Below are 19,646 nucleotides of genomic sequence, written 5' to 3' on the forward strand. Positions count from 1 at the left end.
CGTCGCGGTCCGTGCTGAGTAGAACGCGCCCTGTGTTGCTCCACTAGGCCAACTTAGGTCGATTAATGTGCCAAATAGGCCGTCCGACACGCCGTTGGGCAGAGCTTGGCCAAGCGTTCGACAGGGCGCCCGGCCGGTATCCGGTACCCCGTAAACTGGTGGATCGGCCAGCCAGTCCCCTGGCGCCTGCCCCCGGCCCACCGGCCCCCCGCCCCTCTCACGTACGGGAAGTCGCAACGTGTCGCTCACGATCGGAATCGTCGGTCTGCCGAATGTCGGCAAGTCGACCCTGTTCAACGCCCTGACCAAGAACGACGTGCTGGCGGCCAACTACCCGTTCGCCACGATCGAGCCGAACGTCGGTGTGGTCGGCGTCCCCGACCCGCGGCTGACCAAGCTCGCCGAGATCTTCTCCTCGGAGCGGGTGCTGCCGGCCACGGTCGACTTCGTCGACATCGCGGGCATCGTGCGGGGCGCGTCCGAGGGCGAGGGCCTGGGCAACAAGTTCCTGGCGAACATCCGCGAGTCCGACGCGATCTGCCAGGTCATCCGCGCCTTCAAGGACGAGAACGTCGTCCACGTCGACGGCAAGGTCTCGCCCAAGGACGACATCGAGACGATCAACACCGAGCTGATCCTCGCCGACCTCCAGACCATCGAGAAGGTCCTGCCGCGCCTCCAGAAGGAGTCCCGGATCAAGAAGGACGTGGCCCCCAAGGTCAAGGCCGTCGAGGAGGCCAAGGAGATCCTGGAGAAGGGCGACACGCTCTTCGCGCACGGCATCGTCCAGGGCACCGAGCGCAACGAACTCCTCCACGACCTGCACCTCCTCACGACCAAGCCCTTCCTCTACGTCTTCAACGTCGACGAGGACGAGCTGACCGACGAGGACTTCAAGAACGAGCAGCGCGCCCTGGTCGCCCCCGCCGAGGCGATCTTCCTCAACGCCAAGCTGGAGGCGGACCTCGCCGAGCTGGACGAGGACGAGGCCCTGGAGCTCCTCCAGTCCGTCGGCCAGGACGAGCCGGGCCTCGCCACCCTCGCCCACGTCGGCTTCAACACCCTCGGCCTGCAGACCTACCTCACGGCCGGCCCCAAGGAGTCCCGCGCCTGGACCATCAAGAAGGGCGCCACCGCCCCCGAGGCCGCCGGAGTCATCCACACCGACTTCCAGAAGGGCTTCATCAAGGCGGAGGTCATCTCCTTCGGCGACCTGGTCGAGACGGGCTCGGTCCCCGAGGCCCGCGCCAAGGGCAAGGCCCGCATGGAGGGCAAGGACTACGTCATGCAGGACGGGGACGTCGTGGAGTTCCGCTTCAACGTCTGACACGTCCGGCGAAAGGCCGTCTGACCTGCGGCGGAGCGGGTTGGGCGGCCTTTGTGGTCCACACTGACGTCCGACGTCGGCATCGTTACGCAGGACTCGGGAACAGCAGCTCGTACGGCAGGTGGTCGTCGTCCGGTCCGCGCGGCACGTAGTCGGGGGCCGTGCGTGCGGCCACGGCCAGCAGCCGAGCGGCAGCCTCCTCCTCGGAGACGGGGGCAAGCCCGAGAGCGTCCAGGAGGTGGTCGCGCTCGGCGTCGAAGTCCGGGTGGTCAGCTCGTAGGTCCGTCCCGAGCTCGCCGATCACGAAGCCCTGCGCCAGGTCGCGCCAGAAAGGCAGGACGGCGATGAGCGTGACGGCCTCGACGAGGTCGGCGCCGATCAACGCGGCCTGGCCCTCGGAATCGGCATAGAGGACAGGCCGGTCCTCGGCCCCGGCTTCCCCGCAGAGGAAGTACGTACCGCCGGCGCCGCATCCGGCTATCGGGTGCAGCGGCCTGCCGGATGGCAGGACCAGGTCCTCGATGGGGTCCCGGCGGTCTATGTCGAAGTCACCTGGCCAGGCCAGCGCGGCAGCCAGCGACGAGTCTTGCTCGATGCGGCGAAGCAGAGCCTCTGAAGCGGTCATGGGCGGAAGGTAACAGCGCCCTCGGACAGTGCGTCCGGCTGCCATGCCGCGTGACGCCGGAGGCGCGCTGACCTTGGCGCGCGTGCTCCATCGGTCACGTCTCCGGGTACAGGTCGGTACGGTCGATCCAGCTGGGGGCGACGAAGATGTCGTCGCCGGTGGGGGCTTCGGAGGCTTCCAGCAGGGACCAGGTGCGGGACTCCTCGACCAGGTGCTCCCAAGGGGCGCTCCAGTCGAGTTCCCAGTCCAGGCCGGTGCCGGAGATGCCGTAGGTGTGGCCGGCGTCCACACGCCAGAACGGGGAGTAGAGGATCACCTGGGCGTGGTCGGTCAGGTCGTTGATGATCTCGGTGAAGTGGGTTGACGGCCAGCCCGGGGCGTCGTCCGCAGCGGTCGCTCGCAGGCGCGCGGTGAGCGGCGGGACGACGGGGGTGCGCGCGCCGAGTTCGGTCAGGGCCCAACGGATGCCGACGGGCTCGCTCCAGTCCGGTGGTGTCGCCCGTTCCAGGCAGGCGCGGTAGGCGTGGCGCAGAGGCTCGACCGAGCCGTCGATCTTTAGGCTCGCCAGTGCCATCGCCGCCCATTCCCGGACGGTGGAGTCGTCACTTCCCAGGAGGGCGATGAGAGCCGGGCCGCAGCGTGGGTCCGCCACCTCTTCGAAGACCTCGATGACGGTCAGCTGTCCGAAGCCGCCGAGGGAGGGCAGAGCGTCGATGAGGGCGGGGATGGCGTCGGAGCCGATGCCGATCAGTGCCGCGCGGGCGTCGTAGGACGGGCCGGTCGAGTCATCGAGCTGGTGGATGAGTCTCTGGACGTGGGTGGTCATGGGCGGTCCCGATGCCAGAAGGTGGGGAGCCACCAGCAGAGCGCCGAGCGGTCGTCGGGCCAAGGGGCGCGGGCCTGGGCTTCTTCCCAGTCCTCGCAGCAGGGGCAGGGGTAGCGGTCGCTCACCCGCGAAGTCTCGTTGCAGGTCCGGCCAGTTCGCCATTGATTTCGCTGCCTGGACGTCCCTGGCAGAGCCCTGGACAGGGCTGCGCCGCAGGTCGGGCTCGGACCCTTCGTCGTTTCCATGTCGGCGTGACGGGTGCCACACGGGCTCTCCCGGCTCGTTGCCGGCGCAGTACCGTCGGACGGACCGTGGGAGCGGGTGGGAGGAGTTTCGTATGGGGTGGGGCGCGGGCGATGCTGCGGGGGTCGAGGACGCCGTGCTCACCCGGGCGGCGCAGCGCGGTGAGGTCGCCGCCCTGGGGGTGTTGCTGGAGCGTCATCGGGCGGGGATGCGGGCCGTCGCGCTGAGCATTCTCGGGCCCGGGCCGGACGTCGACGACGTCATGCAGGACGCCGCCGTGAGCGCGCTGCGGCGGGTCGGTGACGTGCGGGACCCCGCGGCGGTGGGCCCCTGGCTCCGGATGATCGTGCGCAACGCCGGCCGTTCCCTGTTGCGGGACTCCGTGCCGCTCACGCCGGTCGACGATGTGCACCTGCCCGACCCGGACGGCGGTCCCGAGCAGTGGCTGGACCGGAGCACGCTGCGCGACTGGGTGTGGGAGGCCGTCGAGGAACTGTCCCCGGTGCTGCGCCTGCCTCTCGTCCTCCGTCACTTCAGCGCCACGGTCACCTCCTACGACCGCATAGCGGCGGTCTGCGGTGTCCCCGTGGGCACCGTGCGCAGCCGGCTGAGCCAGGGGCGGGCCAAGCTGGCGGCGGCGCTCGCCGCCACGGCGGACGCTCCGCACGCGGATGTCGCGGAACGCACCCGGGCGAGCCGCGTCGAGGCGGGGGAGACCCTGGCCGCCGCCGAGCGCGGGCACTTCCGCTCCCTGCTCACGGAACGATGGTCCCCCGACGTCGCCCTCCTCCGGGGCGGCGTCCCCGTCGGCGACCGGGACCTCCTCGTGCGTGGCATGGACGGTGATCTGGAGGCCGGTGTGCGGCAGCGCCTGGTCCACGCCGTCGCAGGACGCTCCGTGGTCGTCTGGGAGATGGACATCCTCAACCCTGCGGACGCCCCCTCGCACTGCCCGCCCGCGGTGGCCTGGCTCCTGACCCTGGACGGGGCCGGCCGTCCGCACCGGCTGCGGCTCAGTCACCCGAGGCCGGTGCAGGCCATCGAGGCACTCTCCGTCATGTGACTGCTGTCACACGAGTCGCATCGAACTTCGCTCCGTCTCCGCCGTCCTGCCGGTGTCGTTGACACCATCTGCCGGACACGGAGATCCCCATGAGCGCCGCCGACGCACCTCACACCTCGTCCCCCTCCCCCTCCCCCTCCTCCCTGCTCCCGACCGCCCCCCTCGCCGCCGGTGCCCACACCGTCGACATCGGCGGCATCGCACAGCGCTATCACGTGCACGGCACCGGGCCGGTGTGCGTCGCGCACTCCGGTGGGCCGGGCATCTTCTGGGAGTACCTGCGCATACCCGCGCTGGAGCGGCACCTGACGATGGTCTACCCGGAGCCGATCGGCACCGGTGCCTCCGGGCGCCTGTCCTCCCACCCCCACGGCTACACCCGCCCCCGCTACAGCGAGTTCCTCGATGCGCTGATCGCCCACCTCGGCGTCCCCGAGGTGTACCTCCTGGGCCACTCGCACGGCGGCTTCGTCGTCCAGCACCACGCCCTGCACCGACCCGAGCGCGTCGCCGGCGTGATCCTCTACGACAGTGCGCCGGTGACCGGTCCCGAGCACGTGGCCGAGGCCGTGCGTATGGTCCGGGCCTTCGCCGAGCGGCACGCCGACCACCCCGAACTCCCGGAGATCCTGCAGGCCTTCCAGGACATCCCCACCATCTCCGACGACGCCCGGATGACGGCCGTCATCAAGACGCTCTTCCCGCTCTACTTCGCCGACTACTGGGGCCAGGAGCAGCACCTCGCGCCCCTGCGCGCCTCTCTCCAGGGCAGTCACATCTCCGGGCTCGACGAGGACCTGGCCCCGGACGTCGTCGACGACCGCGCGGAACTCGGCTCCCTCACCGTGCCTGCCCTTGTCGTCGTGGGCCGCCACGACTTCATCTGCGGGGTGCGGTGGGCCGAGGAGTTGCACCGGCTGATCCCTGACGCGCGGCTGCTGGTCCTGGAGAACAGCGGCCACTTCGGCCACATCGAGGAACCGGAGGCCTTCGCGCGGGCGGTGACAGGTTTCGTGGCCTCCGTGAGCGCCGCGGACCGCACCGGCAACTAGGCGATGCCTCGGCCGGCCCGTCCGGTGTCACGCGGACGGGCCGGTCAGCGCGTCGCGCAGGCCGGCGCGTGAGGTGACGAGCCCCGTGGCAGCCAGGTGGGCCGCCCGCCGTTTCCGCGGTGTCGGCAGGAGGTGCCGGTCCTGGCCGGGTACGACGCCCCTGACCGGGACCCCGGCGGCTCGCAGCTCGTTCACCGCCCGGACCCTCCAGGGCCCGGCTCCCAGCCGTTCGAACGTGCCGAGCGCTGAGGCGTGCCCCACGGCCAAGACGGCACTACCGCCGCGCGTCTGCGACGCCTCCCGCGTCGGTCACCGCTCCCGTGCCCGTGACGCCTCCCCTGCCCGTGACGCCTCCCGTGGCCGTGACGCCTTCCGCGTCCGCGTCCGCGACCCCGATCTCGCCGTCCCCGCCGGGCCCCCGCCCCTCCGCCCCCAGCGATCTCCCCGCCACCCTCTCCAGATGCCGGCTGAACACCCGTTCCGTCTCCGGTGTCAGGGAGCGCAGGGCCACCAGGGCCGTGATCACCACGTCGCACAGTTCGGACTGGACGTCCTCCCAGGTGTGGCTCACGCCCTTGCGGGGGTTCTGGCCGGTCGCGCCGATCACTGCCTGGGCCGTCTCGCCGACCTCCTCCTGGAGCTTCAGGATGCGCAGCAACAGGCCTTCGCGGCCGGTGACCGGCTGATCCGATTCCAGCCAGCTCCACAACGCGTCCACGGTGGTCCACAACTCGGGCGACTCAGCGTCTCGATCAGCCATACGAGCAGCCTGCCAGGCCGGACACCGTCGCCGTCGCGCAGACCGCCACCCGGCCCGGATTCGGCTCCACACCGGCCTTGACGGTCCGTCATGTCAGCTTTATGGCAGGCGAGTTACATTCACGCACAGCTCTTGTGCAATTCCTGTGGAAGCCTCAATCTTTCGGCTGACGCACAGGTGAGCACCACCGCATCTTGTCATGCTCCTGCCCACCTAAGCGTTGCCCCCACACCGACGCACCACCTATTGAGGAGGACCCCTCAGATGGCAGTGATGCGTACTCCCCACCGCACCACCCGGCGAAGACTGGCCGCGATCGGCGCGCTGACGAGCGCCGTGCTCGGCGCCGGCCTGCTCACCGCGCTGCCCGCCGGTGCGGCCGAAGGCCACATCCAGTACGAGGGCGCGGCGAACGCCGTCGCCGACAGCTACATCGTGACCCTGAAGGCGGACCGGGCCCGCTCGGGCTCCGCCGAGGGCCGCGCGCTGGCCGCGAAGTACGGCGCCACCATCGAGCGCACGTACAAGAAGGCCCTCAACGGCTACGCGATCGAGGCCTCCGAGACCGAGGCGAAACGTCTCGCCGCCGACCCGGCCGTCGCCTCCGTCGTCCAGAACCGCACCTTCACGATCGACGGCACCCAGCCCAGCCCGCCCTCCTGGGGCCTGGACCGCGTCGACCAGCGCAACCTCCCGCTGAACAACTCGTACACCTACCCGGACTCGGCCGGCGAGGGTGTCACGGCGTACGTCATCGACACCGGCGTCCGCATCACGCACGGCGACTTCGGCGGCCGCGCCTCCTACGGCTACGACGCCATCGACAACGACAACACCGCCCAGGACGGCCACGGCCACGGCACCCACGTCGCCGGCACGGTCGCCGGCAACGCCTACGGTGTCGCCAAGAAGGCGAAGGTCGTCGGCGTCCGCGTGCTGAACAACTCCGGTTCCGGCACGACCGCCCAGGTCGTCGCGGGTATCGACTGGGTCGCCCAGAACGCGGTCAAGCCGGCCGTCGCCAACATGTCCCTCGGCGGCGGCGCCGACACGGCCCTCGACACCGCCGTACGCAACGCCATCGCCTCCGGTGTCACCTTCGCCGTCGCGGCGGGCAACGAGACCACCAACGCCTCGACCAGGTCACCCGCGCGCGTGACCGAGGCGATCACCGTCGGCGCCACCACCAACACCGACGCCAAGGCGAGCTACTCCAACTACGGCACCGTCCTCGACCTGTTCGCCCCGGGCTCGTCCATCACGTCCGCCTGGAACACCGGCGACTCGGCCACCAACACCATCTCCGGTACGTCGATGGCGACCCCGCACGTCGCCGGGGCCGTGGCGCTCTACCTGGCCGACAACCCCTCGGCCTCGCCCGCCCAGGTGTCCAACGCGCTGACGTCCGCGGCCACGCCCAACGTCGTCACCAGCCCCGGTACCGGCTCGCCCAACCGCCTGCTGTACGTCGGCGGCGGCAACCCGACGCCGCCCGGCCCGCGCTTCGAGAACACCGCAGACTTCGCCATCGCCGACAACGCGACGGCCGAGTCCCCGGTGACGGTCACCGGCGTGTCCGGCAACGCGCCCGCCGCGCTGTCCGTCGAGGTCCACATCGTCCACACCTACATCGGTGACCTCCAGGTGCAGCTGATCGCACCCGACGGCACGGCGTACACGCTCAAGGGCTACGGCACCGGCGGCAGTGCGGACAACATCGACGCCACGTACACCGTCAACGCCTCCTCCGAGGCCGCCAACGGCACGTGGAAGCTCAGGGTCAGCGACAACGCGCGGTACGACACCGGGCGGATCGACGCCTGGGCGCTGCAGTTCTGACGCCGGTCCACTCCTGACCGACAACTCCTGACCGACCACGTCTGACCGACCACGTCTGACCCGTCTCCTCCGACCGTTCTCGTCCTCGCGGTTCCGGGCGCAGCCCCCGCCTGCCGCGAGGACGAGGCACGTCGGTCAGAGGTCCCCGGACGACTCAGTACGGCTCCGGGGCGGTCACCCACCCCGCGGTCAGCACCAGCCGGGAGTGCCGGTGCAGGGCGAGGAAGCCGAAGGGGCGGTCGAAGCGGGCCGTGACGGTGGTCGTGACATGACGCACCTCGGGGGCTCCCCCTGCCACCTCGCTGAACGCCGTCACGGCGGCCGCCCGGAACCCCAGCGCCCCGAACCTGGCGACGACGGCCTGCCCGGCGGACCCGACGGCCGGCGGGGAGTCGCTGACGCCGGGGAAGTGGCCGTGCCGCGTGTCCCGAGCCGTGGTCAGCCCGAACACCTCGTGCAGGCCGAGCAGATCGGGGCGGGCGGCCGTCCGGAACGCCACCGTCTCCTCGCGGAGCGTCGGCGGCGCGGGCCGGGCGCACCGCCTCTTCTCGACGCGCAGTCCGGGCCCCACGTCGCCGTACGGCAGCAGCGATCCGGGCACGACCGGGTGCCGGCGGGCGAGGATGCCCACCCCGGCTCCCAGCACCTGGCCCGGTGTCATCCCCTCCTCGCCGAGCAGCAGATGGACGTCGACGCCGGTGTCACCCAGCACCTTCAGCTCGGTGACCGCGCCGTGCGGGGTGTCCGCCACGCCGACCCGGTCCAGCAGCACGCTCTCGCGGCGCAGGCCCAGCAGCACGCGGTCCCGCCAAGGTCCCGTCCCGGGTGCCATCGGCCCTTGCCGGAAGGGGCGCAGCCAGTCCGCCCGCAGCCCCAGCGCGCTCGCCGGCACCATCCGGGTCCCGTCCGTCGGCGCCACCGGCATACGGTCGACGACCCCGCCCGTGCGCTTCGCCGCCCAGGCGTCCAGCGCCGCCCGGTCGGCGGCCGCGTCCCCGGTGAGCACCCCGTGCGCCGCGGCGGGCAGCCCGGCCTCCCAGGCCTCCTTCAGCTCCAGCGTGCGGCTCGTCCACAGGCCGAGGGCCGCCTCCACGCCGCGCATCGAGGCGAGGACGGCGAGCAACTCCCGTGCGGCGCCCGCCGCCTGGTCCGCGGGCATGCCCACCGCGTCCGCCGGTTCCGACCTCGCCGCGTCCCCGGCCCCGTCCGCGAGCAAGGCGATCAGCGGCCACACCCCCGGCCGCCGAGAAGGCCGTACCGTCCGTGACGTCCCTGGCCCAGCGGGCCGTCAGCCCGTTCGCCGCCCGCGCCGTGGCACGTGTGATCCGCGTTCCGCCCCCGCTCGTCCCCCGCTTACCATGCGCCAGTCGGACCCGTCGCATCAGCGATCCGTACGGCAGTTCCGCACCGCTCAGCAGCCCGAACCAGGAGCACCGTACCCGTGTCCATACCGCCGCCCCCCGGCCCCCAGCAGCCACAGGATCCCCAGGATCCCTACGGCCGGTACCCGGCTCCGCAGCACCAGAGCCCGTACGGCGTCCAGGGGCCCTATGGCGCACCGGGGCCCTACGGCGCTCCGGGGCCCTACGGTCAGCAGCCGCCGTACGGGGCGTGGGGGCCGTACCCGCCGCCGGCGCTGCCGCCGGTCAACGGGGCCGCGATCGCCTCCCTCGTGCTCGGCATCCTCTGCTTCCTGCCGGCCGTCGGGCTGGTGCTCGGTCTGATCGCGCTCCGCCAGATCAAGCGCAGGGGCGAGCGCGGCAAGGGCATGGCGATCGCAGGGGCCGCGGTGTCGACCGTCGGCCTGGCCCTGTTGACCCTCACCTTCTCGACGGGCGCCGCGTCCGACTTCTGGGAGGGCTTCAAGGAGGGCGCCCGGGAGAGCGCGATCGTCTCGCCGGACAAGGGCGAGTGCTTCGACGCGCCCACCGGATCGCTGGAGGGGGAGACGTACGACGTCGAGGTGGTGCCCTGCTCCGGGGAGCACGACGGCGAGGTGTTCGCCACCGTCACCCTGCCCGGCGGCGCCTTCCCCGGCGACGACCACGTCACGGAGGTCGCCGACGACAGGTGCTACGCCCTGGAGCCCGCGTACGCCATGGACAGCTGGGCCGTGCCCGACGACGTCGACGTGTACTACCTGACGCCGACGCGGGAGAGCTGGGCCTTCGGCGACCGCGAGATCACCTGTCTGTTCGGCAACACCGACGAGCAGGGCACCCTGACCGGCTCCCTGCGCAACGACGGCTCCACCCTCGACCCGGACCAGCTCGCGTACCTGGAGACGGTGCTCGCGATCGACGCCGTCGTGGGCGAGGAGCCCGAGGCATTCCCCGACGAGGACCTGGCGGTGAACCAGGAGTGGGCGCGGGACATGCGCGACGTGCTCGCCGAGCAGGGCGCCGCGCTGGAGGCGCGCACCTGGCCCGCCGGTGCCGGGGAGCCGATGGCCGCCCTGGTGAAGGAACTGGCGTCGGCCCAGGAGGACTGGGCGAAGGCCGCGGACGCCGGGGACGCGGACACCTTCTACGTGCACTACGACGAGGGGTACGGCTTCTACGACGGCGAGGCCACCGTCACCGCGCGCGAAGCTCTGGGCCTGGACACCACTCCGCCCGCCGCTGCCTCCGAGGAGGCGGCTCCGGAAAAGGAGGTCTGAGCGCACCCGCGATCCGTGATCCATTCCCGTCGCCAGGGGTGTGATCGGCTCCATAACGGGGAGAAACTGCCTGCGTAAAGACTGCCGACACCAGAAGTCATCACATCGAGTGATTCTCTGGCCTTCGCTTGCCTGGCACAACCCACGGTTGCCACGCTGTTGCTGTCTGTACAACCTGATGGGAGCGGCCAGTGACATTCGGTGAGCAGCCGGCGTACCTGCGCGTCGCGGGTGATCTCCGACAGAAGATCGTCGACGGTCAGCTGCCACCGCATACCCGCCTGCCCTCACAGGCGAGAATCCGCGAGGAGTACGGCGTCTCGGACACGGTCGCGCTGGAGGCCCGCAAGGTGCTGATGGCGGAGGGCCTGGTCGAGGGCCGCTCCGGCTCCGGGACCTATGTGCGGGAGCGGCCGGTGCCCCGCAGCATCGCCCGCTCGGGGTACCGCCCGGCGGGTGGCGCCACGCCCTTCCGGCAGGAGCAGGCCGACGCCGCCGCGCGCGGTACCTGGGAGTCCCGCAGCGCGCAGACCGAGGCGAGCGCCGCCATCGCCGAGCGGCTCGGCATCCGGCCGGGCGACCGCGTGATGTGCACCAAGTACCTCTTCCGGGACAGCGGCGATCCCATGATGCTGTCCACCTCCTGGGAGCCGCTCGCCGTGACCGGGCGTACGCCGGTGATGCTGCCCGAGGAGGGCCCCCTCGGGGGGATGGGGGTCGTCGAGCGCATGGCGGCCATCGACGTGGTCGTGGACAACGTCACCGAGGAGGTCGGCGCCCGCCCCGGGCTGGCCGAGGAGCTGCTCACACTCGGTGGGGTCCCCGGACATGTCGTCCTCGTCGTACAGCGCACGTTCTACGCCTCCGGGCGGCCGGTCGAGACGTCGGACGTCGTGATCCCCGCCGACCGCTACCGGGTCGCCTACCACCTTCCGGTGAGGTAGCGCACGACCGTGCGGCAGTTGCTCCCGGCACAGGCGTGCCGGGAGCCCCTTCGCGCGCCGGTGGAATCCGGACGTTCTCGCAGGTGACCCCAGGCATGCCCGGTATGCCGCTGACCGGATGCGCCGAGGTGTGCGGACGGCGCGTTCGGCCTCGTGCGCCCCCGTGGTGCTGGCTTGTTGCGTACCTCTTTGTGAAAAGCCGTATTCGCTGCGTGAAGGTTAGGCGTAGGCTCGGGCATATGCGGATTGCGGTTTCCTTAGCGGGCGGGGCGCGCGGGCCGAGGGCGGGAAGCGGAGGGGCGCGATGAACGACAGCACGGTGACTCTTCCGTGGCTGGTCATACGGCAGGACGACAACGGCAATCGCTACCGCGTGGGCAGGTACGCGACGCGGTCGGAGGCCCAGAAGATCGCGGACAGCCTCGACAGCCGGGGGCACAAGCAGCTCTATTGGGTCGAGCGCATCGCGCAGGGCGACCCCGAGGCGTGAGGGATGCCGCCCGGGCGCTCCCGTAGGCTCCGGCGCATGACGGAACGGATCGTGGTGGTCGGCGCGGCCCTGCTCGACGGCGGCCGGCTGCTCGCCGCGCGCCGCAGCGCGCCCCCGGAGCTGGCCGGCCGCTGGGAGCTGCCCGGCGGCAAGGTCGAGCCCGGCGAGACGCCCGAGGCCGCGCTGGTAAGGGAGTTGCGGGAGGAGCTCGGCGTCGAGACGGAGCCCGTGCGGCGCGTGCCGGGGCAGTGGCCGCTGAGGACGCCGTACGTCCTGCAGGTGTGGACCGCGCGGCTGCGGGCCGGCTCCGCCGAGCCGAAGGCCCTCCAGGACCACGACGCACTGCGCTGGCTCACGCCCGCCACCCTGTGGAGCGTCGACTGGCTGGAGCAGGACGTGCCGGCCGTCCGGGAGGTGGCGGCGGAGCTGGACGCCGCCGACGCGGGGGCGTGACCGGTGTGATCTGCGGGCGTGTGGAAGCGCGAGCGGGGTGATTCGGCGCCGTGGGCCGGGCGTTGACGCTCGCCCTCGCCCCGTACGCCGTTGGTGCCACACCGCGCCGTTCCTGTGGGTACTGCCCTTGGGATATCGGGTATGTGCCCATTAACCCCATGAAACCGGACATGGGCGGGCTCACTGTCCTGGGAAGTGATCGGCGTGATCGACACCGATGGCGACTGCGCCGAGTGGAGCTTCCCCGCCGACCCCACAGCCGTGCGCACCGCGCGTTCGGTCGTCCGCCGTCAGCTGCACGGCTGGGCGCTCGACAGTGTGAGCGACATCACGGCACTGCTGGTCAGCGAGCTGGTGACGAACGCGCTGCGCCACGCGACGGGCCCCATCGGGGTGCGTCTGGTGCGTCCCGCCGACCTGCCCGACGTCCTGCTCGTCGAGGTCTCCGACCCGCTGCCCGAACCGCCCCGTGAACGCGCGCCCCGCCTGGAGGACGAGAGCGGGCGCGGGCTCCAGCTCGTGGCGTCGTCCTCGCGCCGCTGGGGTACGAGGCCCGGGGAGTCGGGCAAGACGGTGTGGTTCGAGCTCGCCGTCCCTGGCTGAGGGACGGCTCCGGGAGGCTTACACGGGTCGTACTCGTGTCCACGAGCGGGATCCGGCCGGAAGCCGTTGCCCCCGGGTGTGATTCGAGGGTGTGTCCCCTGGTTAGAAGACTGGGAGTGTTGTCGCGGCACGGTCCGAAAACCGCCTGGACCGTGCTGTGATCGTGAACACCGTGTCGTGCGGCGCCGTAGTGCTGGATACTGCGGGCAGCCGCCCCCGGTGACCGGTACCGGGCGCGGTGAGCTGGAGGGGACGGTTCGCGTGAGCGAGATACCAGCGAAGGCCACGGAGTCCGAGGACCCGTCGGACGGCGCGAGGACGGAGGCCATGGGGGCCTCCGTCGAGATGCCGCTCACGGACGCCCTGTGGCAGAGCAGTCCGCCCGGCTCGATCTACGACTACATCAAGGTCGCCTCCTTCTCCATCGGCCCCGACGGACTGGTCGACCAGTGGAGCCTGCGGGCCGAGAGCCTCTTCGGCATTCCGGCCGGGCGGGCCGTCGGCATGGATCCCATCGCGGCGTTCATCGACCCCGACCTGCGCGAGCGCGGACAGCGGAAGATGGCCGAGATCCTCGACGGGCGCGAGTGGACCGGCGTAGTGCCCTTCCGGCTGCCGGACACGGCCGACGGCGGACGAGGCGGCACCGGCCTCGCCGAGGTCTACGTGATGCCGACCCGCACCGAGGGCGGCGAGAAGGCCGCCGTCTGCATCGTCGTCGACGTCCGTGTGCTGCGCCGCATCGAGACCGACCTCGCCGCCTCGCAGGCCATTTTCGGCCAATCCCCGTTCGGCTTCCTGCTGATCGACGCCGACCTGAAGGTGCGGCGCGCCAACCAGCGGTTCGCCTCCGTGTTCGGCGGCACCCCCGACGACCACCGCGGCCGCGGGGTCCACGACTACCTGCCGCGCGGCGAGGCCGAGCGGGTCGCCGCGACCCTGCGCCGGGTCCTGGAAACCGGCGACAGCATCACGGACATGCACGTCACGGGATTCCGCCCCGGCACCGAAGAGCGCCGCCACTGGTCGGTCAACCTCTACCGGGTGCACAGCGGAACGGGCAGCCCCATCGGCATCGCCTGGCTGGGAACCGACATCACCTCCCGCCGCGCCGCCGCCCGCGAGGCCGCCGCCGCCCGGCGCAATCTCGCCCTCCTCAACGAGGCCGGCGCCCGCATCGGCAACTCGCTCGACCTGGAGACCACCGCACGCGAACTCCTCGACGTCGTCGTCCCCGGCTTCTGCGACCTGGCCACCGTCGACCTCTACCAAGGGCTGCTGGTCGGCGACCAGACCCCGCAGAGCCTCGCCGACGGCAGCGCCGAACTGCGCCGCGTCGCCTTCGCCAGCGCGGTCTCCGACGGACCCTTCGAGAGCACCGGCAGCCCCGTCCCCGTCGGCGCCGTCCACCACTACCCGTTCAACTCGCCCTGCGCCGACGCCCTCCGCACGGCCCGCCCGCAGACCGTCCCCGCGGAGGAGGGCGGCCTCGTCCAGTCCACGCTGGCCGTGCCGATGGTCGCCCACGACACCGTCGTAGGACTCGCGCAGTTCTCGCGGACCAAGGGCAGCGAGCCGTTCGGCGAGCGGGACCGCGACCTCGCGGTGGAACTCGCCGCGCGGGCCGCCGTCTGCATCGACAACGCCCGGCTCTACCGCCGCGAGCACGAACGGGCGTTGATACTGCAACGGTCCCTGCTGCCGCCCGGCGATCCGGTCGCCTCCGGCCTCGACATCGCCTGCCGCTACCTGCCGGGGAACGCCTCCACGGGCCGCCCCAGCGAGGTGGGCGGCGACTGGTTCGACGTCATCGAACTGCCCGGGCACCGCACGGCGCTGGTGGTCGGCGACGTCATGGGCCGGGGCCTGCGCGCCGCGGTCGCCATGGGCGAACTGCGCACGGCCGTGCGCACCCTGGCCCAGCTCGACCTCGAACCGGCCGAAGTACTCTCCCAGTTGGACGAGATCGCCCGCGGCCTCGGCACCCCCGGCGGCATCCAGCAGGCCACCCGGGCCGCCCGGCGCCCCCGCGAGGCGGACCTCTCCGAGGTGTACCTGGCGACCTGCGTGTACGCGGTCTACGACTCCGTCACCCGCCGGTGCACCTTCGCCAACGCGGGCCATCTGCCGCCGGTCCTGGTCGAACCGGGGGAGTCGGCGCTGATGCTCGACGTCCCTCCCGGGCTGCCGCTCGGCGTCGGCGGGGAACCCTTCGAGGAGGTCGAGGTCGAACTCCCCGAGGGCGCGCTGCTCGCGCTCTACACGGATGGACTGGTCGAGTCCCGGGACCATCCGCTGGACGAGGGGCTCCAGGCGTTCGTGGGGGCGCTCACCGACCCCACACGCCCGCTGGAGGACGTCTGCGACCAGGTCCTCAACACCCTCGACACCCACCACGGCGAGGACGACCTGGCCCTGCTCATGGCCCGCGTCCAGGGCCTGCCCGCCGACTCGGTCGGCGACTGGACGCTGCCGCGCGAGCCGCGCAGCGTGGGCCGGGCCCGTGAGTACGCGCGCGGGCAGCTGCTGAGCTGGGACATGGAACCGCTGGTCGACACGACCGAGTTGCTGGTGAGCGAACTGGTGACGAACGCGCTGCGCTACGGCGAGGGTGAGATCAGGCTGCGCCTGCTGCTGGACCGGACCCTGGTGTGCGAGGTCTGGGACTCGGGCCTGGTCCAGCCCCGCCGCCGCCGCGCCCGCGACACCGACGAGGGCGGCCGCGGCCTGCAACTCGTCGGCCTGCTGTCCGCCGCGTGGGGCTCACGCCGGACCCACCGCGGCAAGACGGTGTGGTTCGAACTACCGCTGCCGGACGGCGAGAACGGCGTGATGGACCCGGCGGAGGCACTGCTGAGCCTGTTCTAGGCGGCGGACCGGCGAGGTCAGTACGCGATCTCGCCGATCCAGCGGTACTCCAGCAGTGCCTGGGGCAGGTACTCCGACTCGACCTCGACCGCGATGCCCTGGTCACGCGCGAGACAGGCCATCGCCAACGGCCCGAGAGCGACGAGCCCGTCGGCACTTGCCGCACGGTCCGCGTCGGCGGTCCAGTACGCCTTGTGCGCGCGCAGCGCGTCCGCCAGCGCCTTGTTGAACTCCGTGGAGTCGCGGCGGATGACGCGGTAGAGCAGCATCAGCGGCGGATAGAGGATCTGCGCCATCAGATCCGCGTCCGCGTACCGCAGTGCCTGCGGACCGGTGCCGTCGACCGCCGCGACGAGCTTGTCGCCCACGTCCTGACGCCCGAGCCAGAAGCTCTGCAGTGCCTCGACCCAGGAGTAGATGTACTCGTCGAAGACCGCGCCCGACTCCCGCAGCAAGGAGACCGGTACCTCGGCCAGCCGGCGCAGACGGTCGTTGTCGCGGCAGATCATCGCCAGGTAGAAGCAGGTGACCCAGGTGCCCGCGTTGAGATGGGACTCGGGGCCGGTCGCCGGGAGCGTGCGCTCCTGCTCCTTGATCCGGCAGGTGACGGTGGAGCCTTCGGAGGCGGTGGCCGCGGCGAAGAGCGCCGAACCGGTCTGCATGGCCGTGACCCATGCCTCCCAGGTCTCGAACTTCACCGCCCGCGGATCCACCGCGCAGTGCTGCTGCGCCAGCGTGAGCCCCGTGCTCAGCGCCTGGGGCCGCAGGACCGGCGAGTCTGCGAACTCGTCCAGGATCCAGTTCGCGGTCTCGGCGAGAGCGTCGAGAGTCTCCGGCACCTCGTCCGTGGGGTACTCGTGGCGGGGGACGGTCGTGGCCACTGACGCTCTCCTCTAGTCGATCTTGTACTTGATCGGGAACTGTTCCAACGTGGCCCCGGCATAGCTGCCGGTGTTCTCGTTGGCCTTGACCAGGACGTAGTCCAGCTTGCCATCCTTCCACGCGCTCAGAAGGTCGCGGGCGATGCGGACGTCGACCGCCTTGCGGCTCAGCATCTCGGCGAGAATCGTGTGGACGTACTCCGAGGTGCCCTGCCGGACCATCCAGCCCTTCGCGGGGCCGGCGCCCTGGCGCCAGATCAGGTCGCTCTTCGGCGCCTTGGCCTCAACGATCAGATAGCTGCCGTCCGGCCGCCGATACAGCTGGTCGAACATGTTGGCGCCGTTCGCCGTCTTCGGCAGTGTGACGGACGTGTAGTCCGGGAACCGCTCCGGGATGACGTGGACACTGGCGGCCTCCTCGCCGAGGCGTTCGGCGAGGGCGCTGTTGTTGGGCGTGCCGGACAGCCGCGCGTCGTAGGCCTTCTGAGCCTCGGTGAGGGCGTCCTGCAGTGCGGGGTCTGCCGGATCGGCCTTGGCGGCCTTCTCCGCCGCGGTGAGTTCCGCACCGACCTGGCGGTCCCTTGCCACGTTGTCGAGATGGTCGACCTGGGTCCTGCTCAGGGAGTTCATGTCGACGGGATCAGGGGTCAGCCGCGGTGGCGGCTGCTTGGAGGGCATTGAATCCCGGGCGATCCAGTCGCCGTTGGAGTCCTTGGCGAGGACCGGCAGGGCGTCGCCGTTCCCGTCCACCCCGTCCACGCTGTGCCGGTGGCCGTCGGAGCGGTAGTGCTCCTTGAACCAGTCCGGGTCGGTGTTGGCCTTGTGGATCTGCTCGTCGATGATCCGCTGCTGTTCCTCGGGCGTCCGCGTCGGCTGCGCGTCGTCGGCGGCGCCCGTGCCCTCGTCCGCCTGGTTCGCCGGGGTGCCTGCCTCGTCGCCGAACCGGCCGGCGTCGCCGATGTCGCCGAAGGCGTCGTCGCCGAAACGTGCGGCCAGGTCGTCCAGCGCGCCCGGCGAGACCGGACCACCGGGGCCACCAGGGCGCAGCCCGGTGTCCGCGGCGCCGGGCGCCGCGTTGTCCAGGCTGTTGGCCGGAGTCTGATGGACCGGGCCGCCAGGCACGTTGCTGCCCGTCCCGGTGCTCGGAGCCACGTTGTCGACGCTGTTGGTCGGCAGGTGGTCGGCGCGTCCGCCGGGGAGGTTGTCGGCGTGGCCTCCGGGGAGGTTGTCGGCGGTGTTGCCGGGGAGGTTGTCGGGGGTGCGGCCGAGGTCGCCGAGGTCGGTGAGGTCGCTGCCGAGGTGGAGGTGTTGGGGTGTGTTGTCGGCGGCGTGGACGGCGCCGGCCATGGCGGGTTCGCGGACGGGGCTGTCGACGCGGGGGAGGTCGGCTCCGTCGTGGGGCATGCCGGGCTGGTCGACGATGTCTGCGGGGCCGTCGTCGGCCTTGCCGAGGACGTTGCCGCTCTCGTCGAGGATGTTGCCCTCGGGGTCGTAGTAGCGGGCCGGGGCACCGTCCTCGGTGGGCAGCTTGACCGAGCCCTCAGGCAGCACGGGCGTGTTGTCGGGGAGCTTGACCGCGCCCTCGGGCAGCTCGACCGCGCCCGCCGGGACGGGGGTGCCCTCGGGCAGGCGGACCGCGCCGTTGCCCAGGTCGACCGCGCCCGCCGGGAGCGGGGTGCCCTCGGGCAGCGTGACCGCACCGCCCTCGGGGATCCTGATGCCGCCCGCCGGGATCGTCGCACCCTCCGGCAGACGCACCGCACCCTCGGGCAGGCGCACCGCGCCCTCGGGCAGCGTGATCGCGCCTTCGGGCAGGCGGGGGATCTCGATGTTGCCGACACCCTTCAGCGCCGCACTGATGTCACCGATCTTGGACAGGCCGGCGCCTGCGCCCTTGGCGATGTACGTCATCGGGTCGATGACCTTCGCCGTGGTGCCCAGCACCTTCGCGACCGCGCCCGCCTTGCCCGCACCCGACACCGCACCACCCGCACCACCCGTGAACACGGTGGTGAGCACGTTGAAGGTGACCGCCCCGGCCGCGCGGGCGGGGTTCTTGCCCCACTGGTCCCACGCCACCAGCGCCTTGCCCGTCTCCTTCATCGCCGTCCGCGAATCCTTGATCCACGACGGGAGTTTGTCGTCCGGGAGCGTCCAGAACAGGGCACCCACACCCGGGATCGAGGACAGCGCGAGGCCGGTGGCGAGCTGGGCGAGGCCTTTCCAGGCCTGGCCCATCGCGTCCCAGCCGCCGAACCCGACCAGCGTCCCCAGACCCTTGATCGTGCCCCAGATACCGTCCACGATCAGGCCGTCCCACACGAACGACTTCACCCAGTGGCCGACCTCGTACCAGTGATGCTTCTCCTCCACCGGGTCACCCCAGGGAAGCTTCGCGTTCTTCATGTCCTCCGCGGAGAACCCGTACTGGTCCTTACGATCCGAACCGTCCCCCGCGACCATCTGCGTGCCGCCCCACAAACCGGTGATCCGGTTGTGACACGCCCGCTCCGCCGCCCAGAACGCCGCCACCGTCGCCGTGATGTCATCACGCAGCTGATTGTGCTCGCCGACCTTGTCCTCGTCGTACTCCCACTCGTCGTCGTCCTTCACCGACCCGACGAACGTGACCGCCTTCGCCTTCAACTCCTTCAGCTTCGCCACCAGCGGCCGCACCTCCGCCGCATACGACGACAGCGCCCCCGACACCTTCTCCAGGTCGTCCGCGAAGCCGTCCGCGCGGTCCTTCACCGGCTTCGTCGTCGCGAACAACTGCTCAGCCTCCGGCGCCTGATAGAACGCCGACAACCCCTGGAACTGGGAGTGGACGTCGGACCCGGCGTCACGGATGTTGCCCGCGTCCGTCTTCAACGCCGCGTAGTCCAGCTCCAACTGCGCCAGATCACCCGTGAATTGTGGGATCTGCTCCGGTGTGATCACGCTCAACCGCCCCCGCTCGTCCGCGCGTCATCGGATCAACTCTCAACTGGATCCGATCATCATATAAAACGGA

At 71.3% G+C, this 19,646-nt stretch carries 16 protein-coding genes and 1 pseudogene; 10 read left to right on the top strand and 7 right to left on the bottom strand.

What is annotated here, in order from left to right; all coding sequences use genetic code 11:
• The first annotated feature begins 238 nt into the window (after positions 1-238).
• A complete protein-coding gene (ychF, locus tag ACIP2X_RS15875; protein ID WP_401672804.1) occupies positions 239-1,327 on the top strand; it encodes a redox-regulated ATPase YchF in 1,089 nt (362 codons plus the stop codon).
• Positions 1,328-1,412: 85 nt separating this feature from the next.
• Here ychF and ACIP2X_RS15880 read toward each other — a convergent pair whose 3' ends face one another.
• A complete protein-coding gene (locus ACIP2X_RS15880) occupies positions 1,413-1,952 on the bottom strand; it encodes a hypothetical protein (RefSeq protein WP_401672806.1) in 540 nt (179 codons plus the stop codon).
• A gap of 94 nt (positions 1,953-2,046) precedes the next feature.
• Positions 2,047-2,778, bottom strand: coding sequence for a HEAT repeat domain-containing protein (locus ACIP2X_RS15885; protein WP_401672808.1), 732 nt, complete (start codon positions 2,776-2,778; stop codon positions 2,047-2,049).
• Between the two features lie 337 nt (positions 2,779-3,115).
• Here ACIP2X_RS15885 and ACIP2X_RS15890 point away from each other — a divergent pair, with 337 nt between their 5' ends.
• Positions 3,116-4,084: an RNA polymerase sigma factor gene (locus ACIP2X_RS15890; protein ID WP_401672810.1), complete on the top strand. Its 969-nt coding sequence runs from the start codon at positions 3,116-3,118 to the stop codon at positions 4,082-4,084.
• An 89-nt stretch (positions 4,085-4,173) separates the two neighbouring features.
• Complete coding sequence (locus ACIP2X_RS15895) at positions 4,174-5,136, top strand: alpha/beta fold hydrolase (RefSeq protein WP_401672813.1); 963 nt, start codon at positions 4,174-4,176, stop codon at positions 5,134-5,136.
• A gap of 27 nt (positions 5,137-5,163) precedes the next feature.
• On the opposite strand, the gene ACIP2X_RS15900 is transcribed toward ACIP2X_RS15895, so the two are convergent.
• Positions 5,164-5,331, bottom strand: coding sequence for a hypothetical protein (locus ACIP2X_RS15900; protein ID WP_401672815.1), 168 nt, complete (start codon positions 5,329-5,331; stop codon positions 5,164-5,166).
• A 235-nt stretch (positions 5,332-5,566) separates the two neighbouring features.
• Positions 5,567-5,896: pseudogene (locus tag ACIP2X_RS15905) on the bottom strand (MazG-like family protein); the annotation flags it as partial.
• A 264-nt stretch (positions 5,897-6,160) separates the two neighbouring features.
• Here ACIP2X_RS15905 and ACIP2X_RS15910 point away from each other — a divergent pair.
• The gene (locus ACIP2X_RS15910) at positions 6,161-7,735 is read left to right on the top strand and encodes a S8 family peptidase (protein WP_401672818.1); all 1,575 of its coding nucleotides are present in this window, start codon (positions 6,161-6,163) and stop codon (positions 7,733-7,735) included.
• Between the two features lie 154 nt (positions 7,736-7,889).
• Here the strand turns inward: ACIP2X_RS15910 and ACIP2X_RS15915 are convergent, their stop codons facing one another.
• On the bottom strand, positions 7,890-8,894 hold the full coding sequence (locus ACIP2X_RS15915; protein ID WP_401672820.1) for a proteinase inhibitor I4 serpin: 1,005 nt from the start codon (positions 8,892-8,894) through the stop codon (positions 7,890-7,892).
• Positions 8,895-9,176: 282 nt separating this feature from the next.
• Here ACIP2X_RS15915 and ACIP2X_RS15920 point away from each other — a divergent pair, with 282 nt between their 5' ends.
• From ACIP2X_RS15920 to ACIP2X_RS15945, 6 genes are all read left to right on the top strand, one after another.
• Positions 9,177-10,394, top strand: coding sequence for a DUF4190 domain-containing protein (locus ACIP2X_RS15920; protein WP_401672823.1), 1,218 nt, complete (start codon positions 9,177-9,179; stop codon positions 10,392-10,394).
• Between the two features lie 191 nt (positions 10,395-10,585).
• Entirely contained in the window at positions 10,586-11,338 is a 753-nt protein-coding gene (locus ACIP2X_RS15925) for a GntR family transcriptional regulator (protein WP_401672825.1), read from the top strand.
• A 304-nt stretch (positions 11,339-11,642) separates the two neighbouring features.
• Positions 11,643-11,828, top strand: coding sequence for an SPOR domain-containing protein (locus ACIP2X_RS15930; RefSeq protein ID WP_401672827.1), 186 nt, complete (start codon positions 11,643-11,645; stop codon positions 11,826-11,828).
• Between the two features lie 36 nt (positions 11,829-11,864).
• Positions 11,865-12,281 carry a (deoxy)nucleoside triphosphate pyrophosphohydrolase gene (locus ACIP2X_RS15935; RefSeq protein ID WP_401672830.1) on the top strand — a complete coding sequence of 139 codons (417 nt, stop codon included), beginning with the start codon at positions 11,865-11,867 and terminating at the stop codon, positions 12,279-12,281.
• Positions 12,282-12,476: 195 nt separating this feature from the next.
• A complete protein-coding gene (locus ACIP2X_RS15940; RefSeq protein ID WP_401672833.1) occupies positions 12,477-12,884 on the top strand; it encodes an ATP-binding protein in 408 nt (135 codons plus the stop codon).
• Positions 12,885-13,145: 261 nt separating this feature from the next.
• Positions 13,146-15,752, top strand: a complete 2,607-nt coding sequence (locus ACIP2X_RS15945) for a SpoIIE family protein phosphatase (protein ID WP_401672836.1) — start codon at positions 13,146-13,148, stop codon at positions 15,750-15,752.
• Positions 15,753-15,769: 17 nt separating this feature from the next.
• Here the strand turns inward: ACIP2X_RS15945 and ACIP2X_RS15950 are convergent, their stop codons facing one another.
• Together ACIP2X_RS15950 and ACIP2X_RS15955 are read right to left on the bottom strand one after the other, a co-directional pair.
• A complete protein-coding gene (locus ACIP2X_RS15950) occupies positions 15,770-16,633 on the bottom strand; it encodes an immunity 49 family protein (RefSeq protein WP_401672839.1) in 864 nt (287 codons plus the stop codon).
• A 12-nt stretch (positions 16,634-16,645) separates the two neighbouring features.
• Positions 16,646-19,573, bottom strand: a complete 2,928-nt coding sequence (locus ACIP2X_RS15955) for a hypothetical protein (protein WP_401674454.1) — start codon at positions 19,571-19,573, stop codon at positions 16,646-16,648.
• Positions 19,574-19,646: the final 73 nt, after the last annotated feature.

Origin of the sequence: Streptomyces sp. NPDC089424, from assembly GCF_044749345.1 — a bacterium.
GTDB lineage: Bacteria > Actinomycetota > Actinomycetes > Streptomycetales > Streptomycetaceae > Streptomyces.

Bases quoted from the DNA above. Each gene is read 5' to 3' on its own strand.
- ACIP2X_RS15880 (WP_401672806.1), bottom strand. From the start codon at position 1,952: ATGACCGCTTCAGAGGCTCTGCTTCGCCGCATCGAGCAAGACTCGTCG.
- ACIP2X_RS15885 (WP_401672808.1), bottom strand. From the start codon at position 2,778: ATGACCACCCACGTCCAGAGACTCATCCACCAGCTCGATGACTCGACC.
- ACIP2X_RS15890 (WP_401672810.1), top strand. From the start codon at position 3,116: ATGGGGTGGGGCGCGGGCGATGCTGCGGGGGTCGAGGACGCCGTGCTC.
- ACIP2X_RS15895 (WP_401672813.1), top strand. From the start codon at position 4,174: ATGAGCGCCGCCGACGCACCTCACACCTCGTCCCCCTCCCCCTCCCCC.
- ACIP2X_RS15910 (WP_401672818.1), top strand. From the start codon at position 6,161: ATGGCAGTGATGCGTACTCCCCACCGCACCACCCGGCGAAGACTGGCC.
- ACIP2X_RS15915 (WP_401672820.1), bottom strand. From the start codon at position 8,894: ATGCCCGCGGACCAGGCGGCGGGCGCCGCACGGGAGTTGCTCGCCGTC.
- ACIP2X_RS15930 (WP_401672827.1), top strand. From the start codon at position 11,643: ATGAACGACAGCACGGTGACTCTTCCGTGGCTGGTCATACGGCAGGAC.
- ACIP2X_RS15935 (WP_401672830.1), top strand. From the start codon at position 11,865: ATGACGGAACGGATCGTGGTGGTCGGCGCGGCCCTGCTCGACGGCGGC.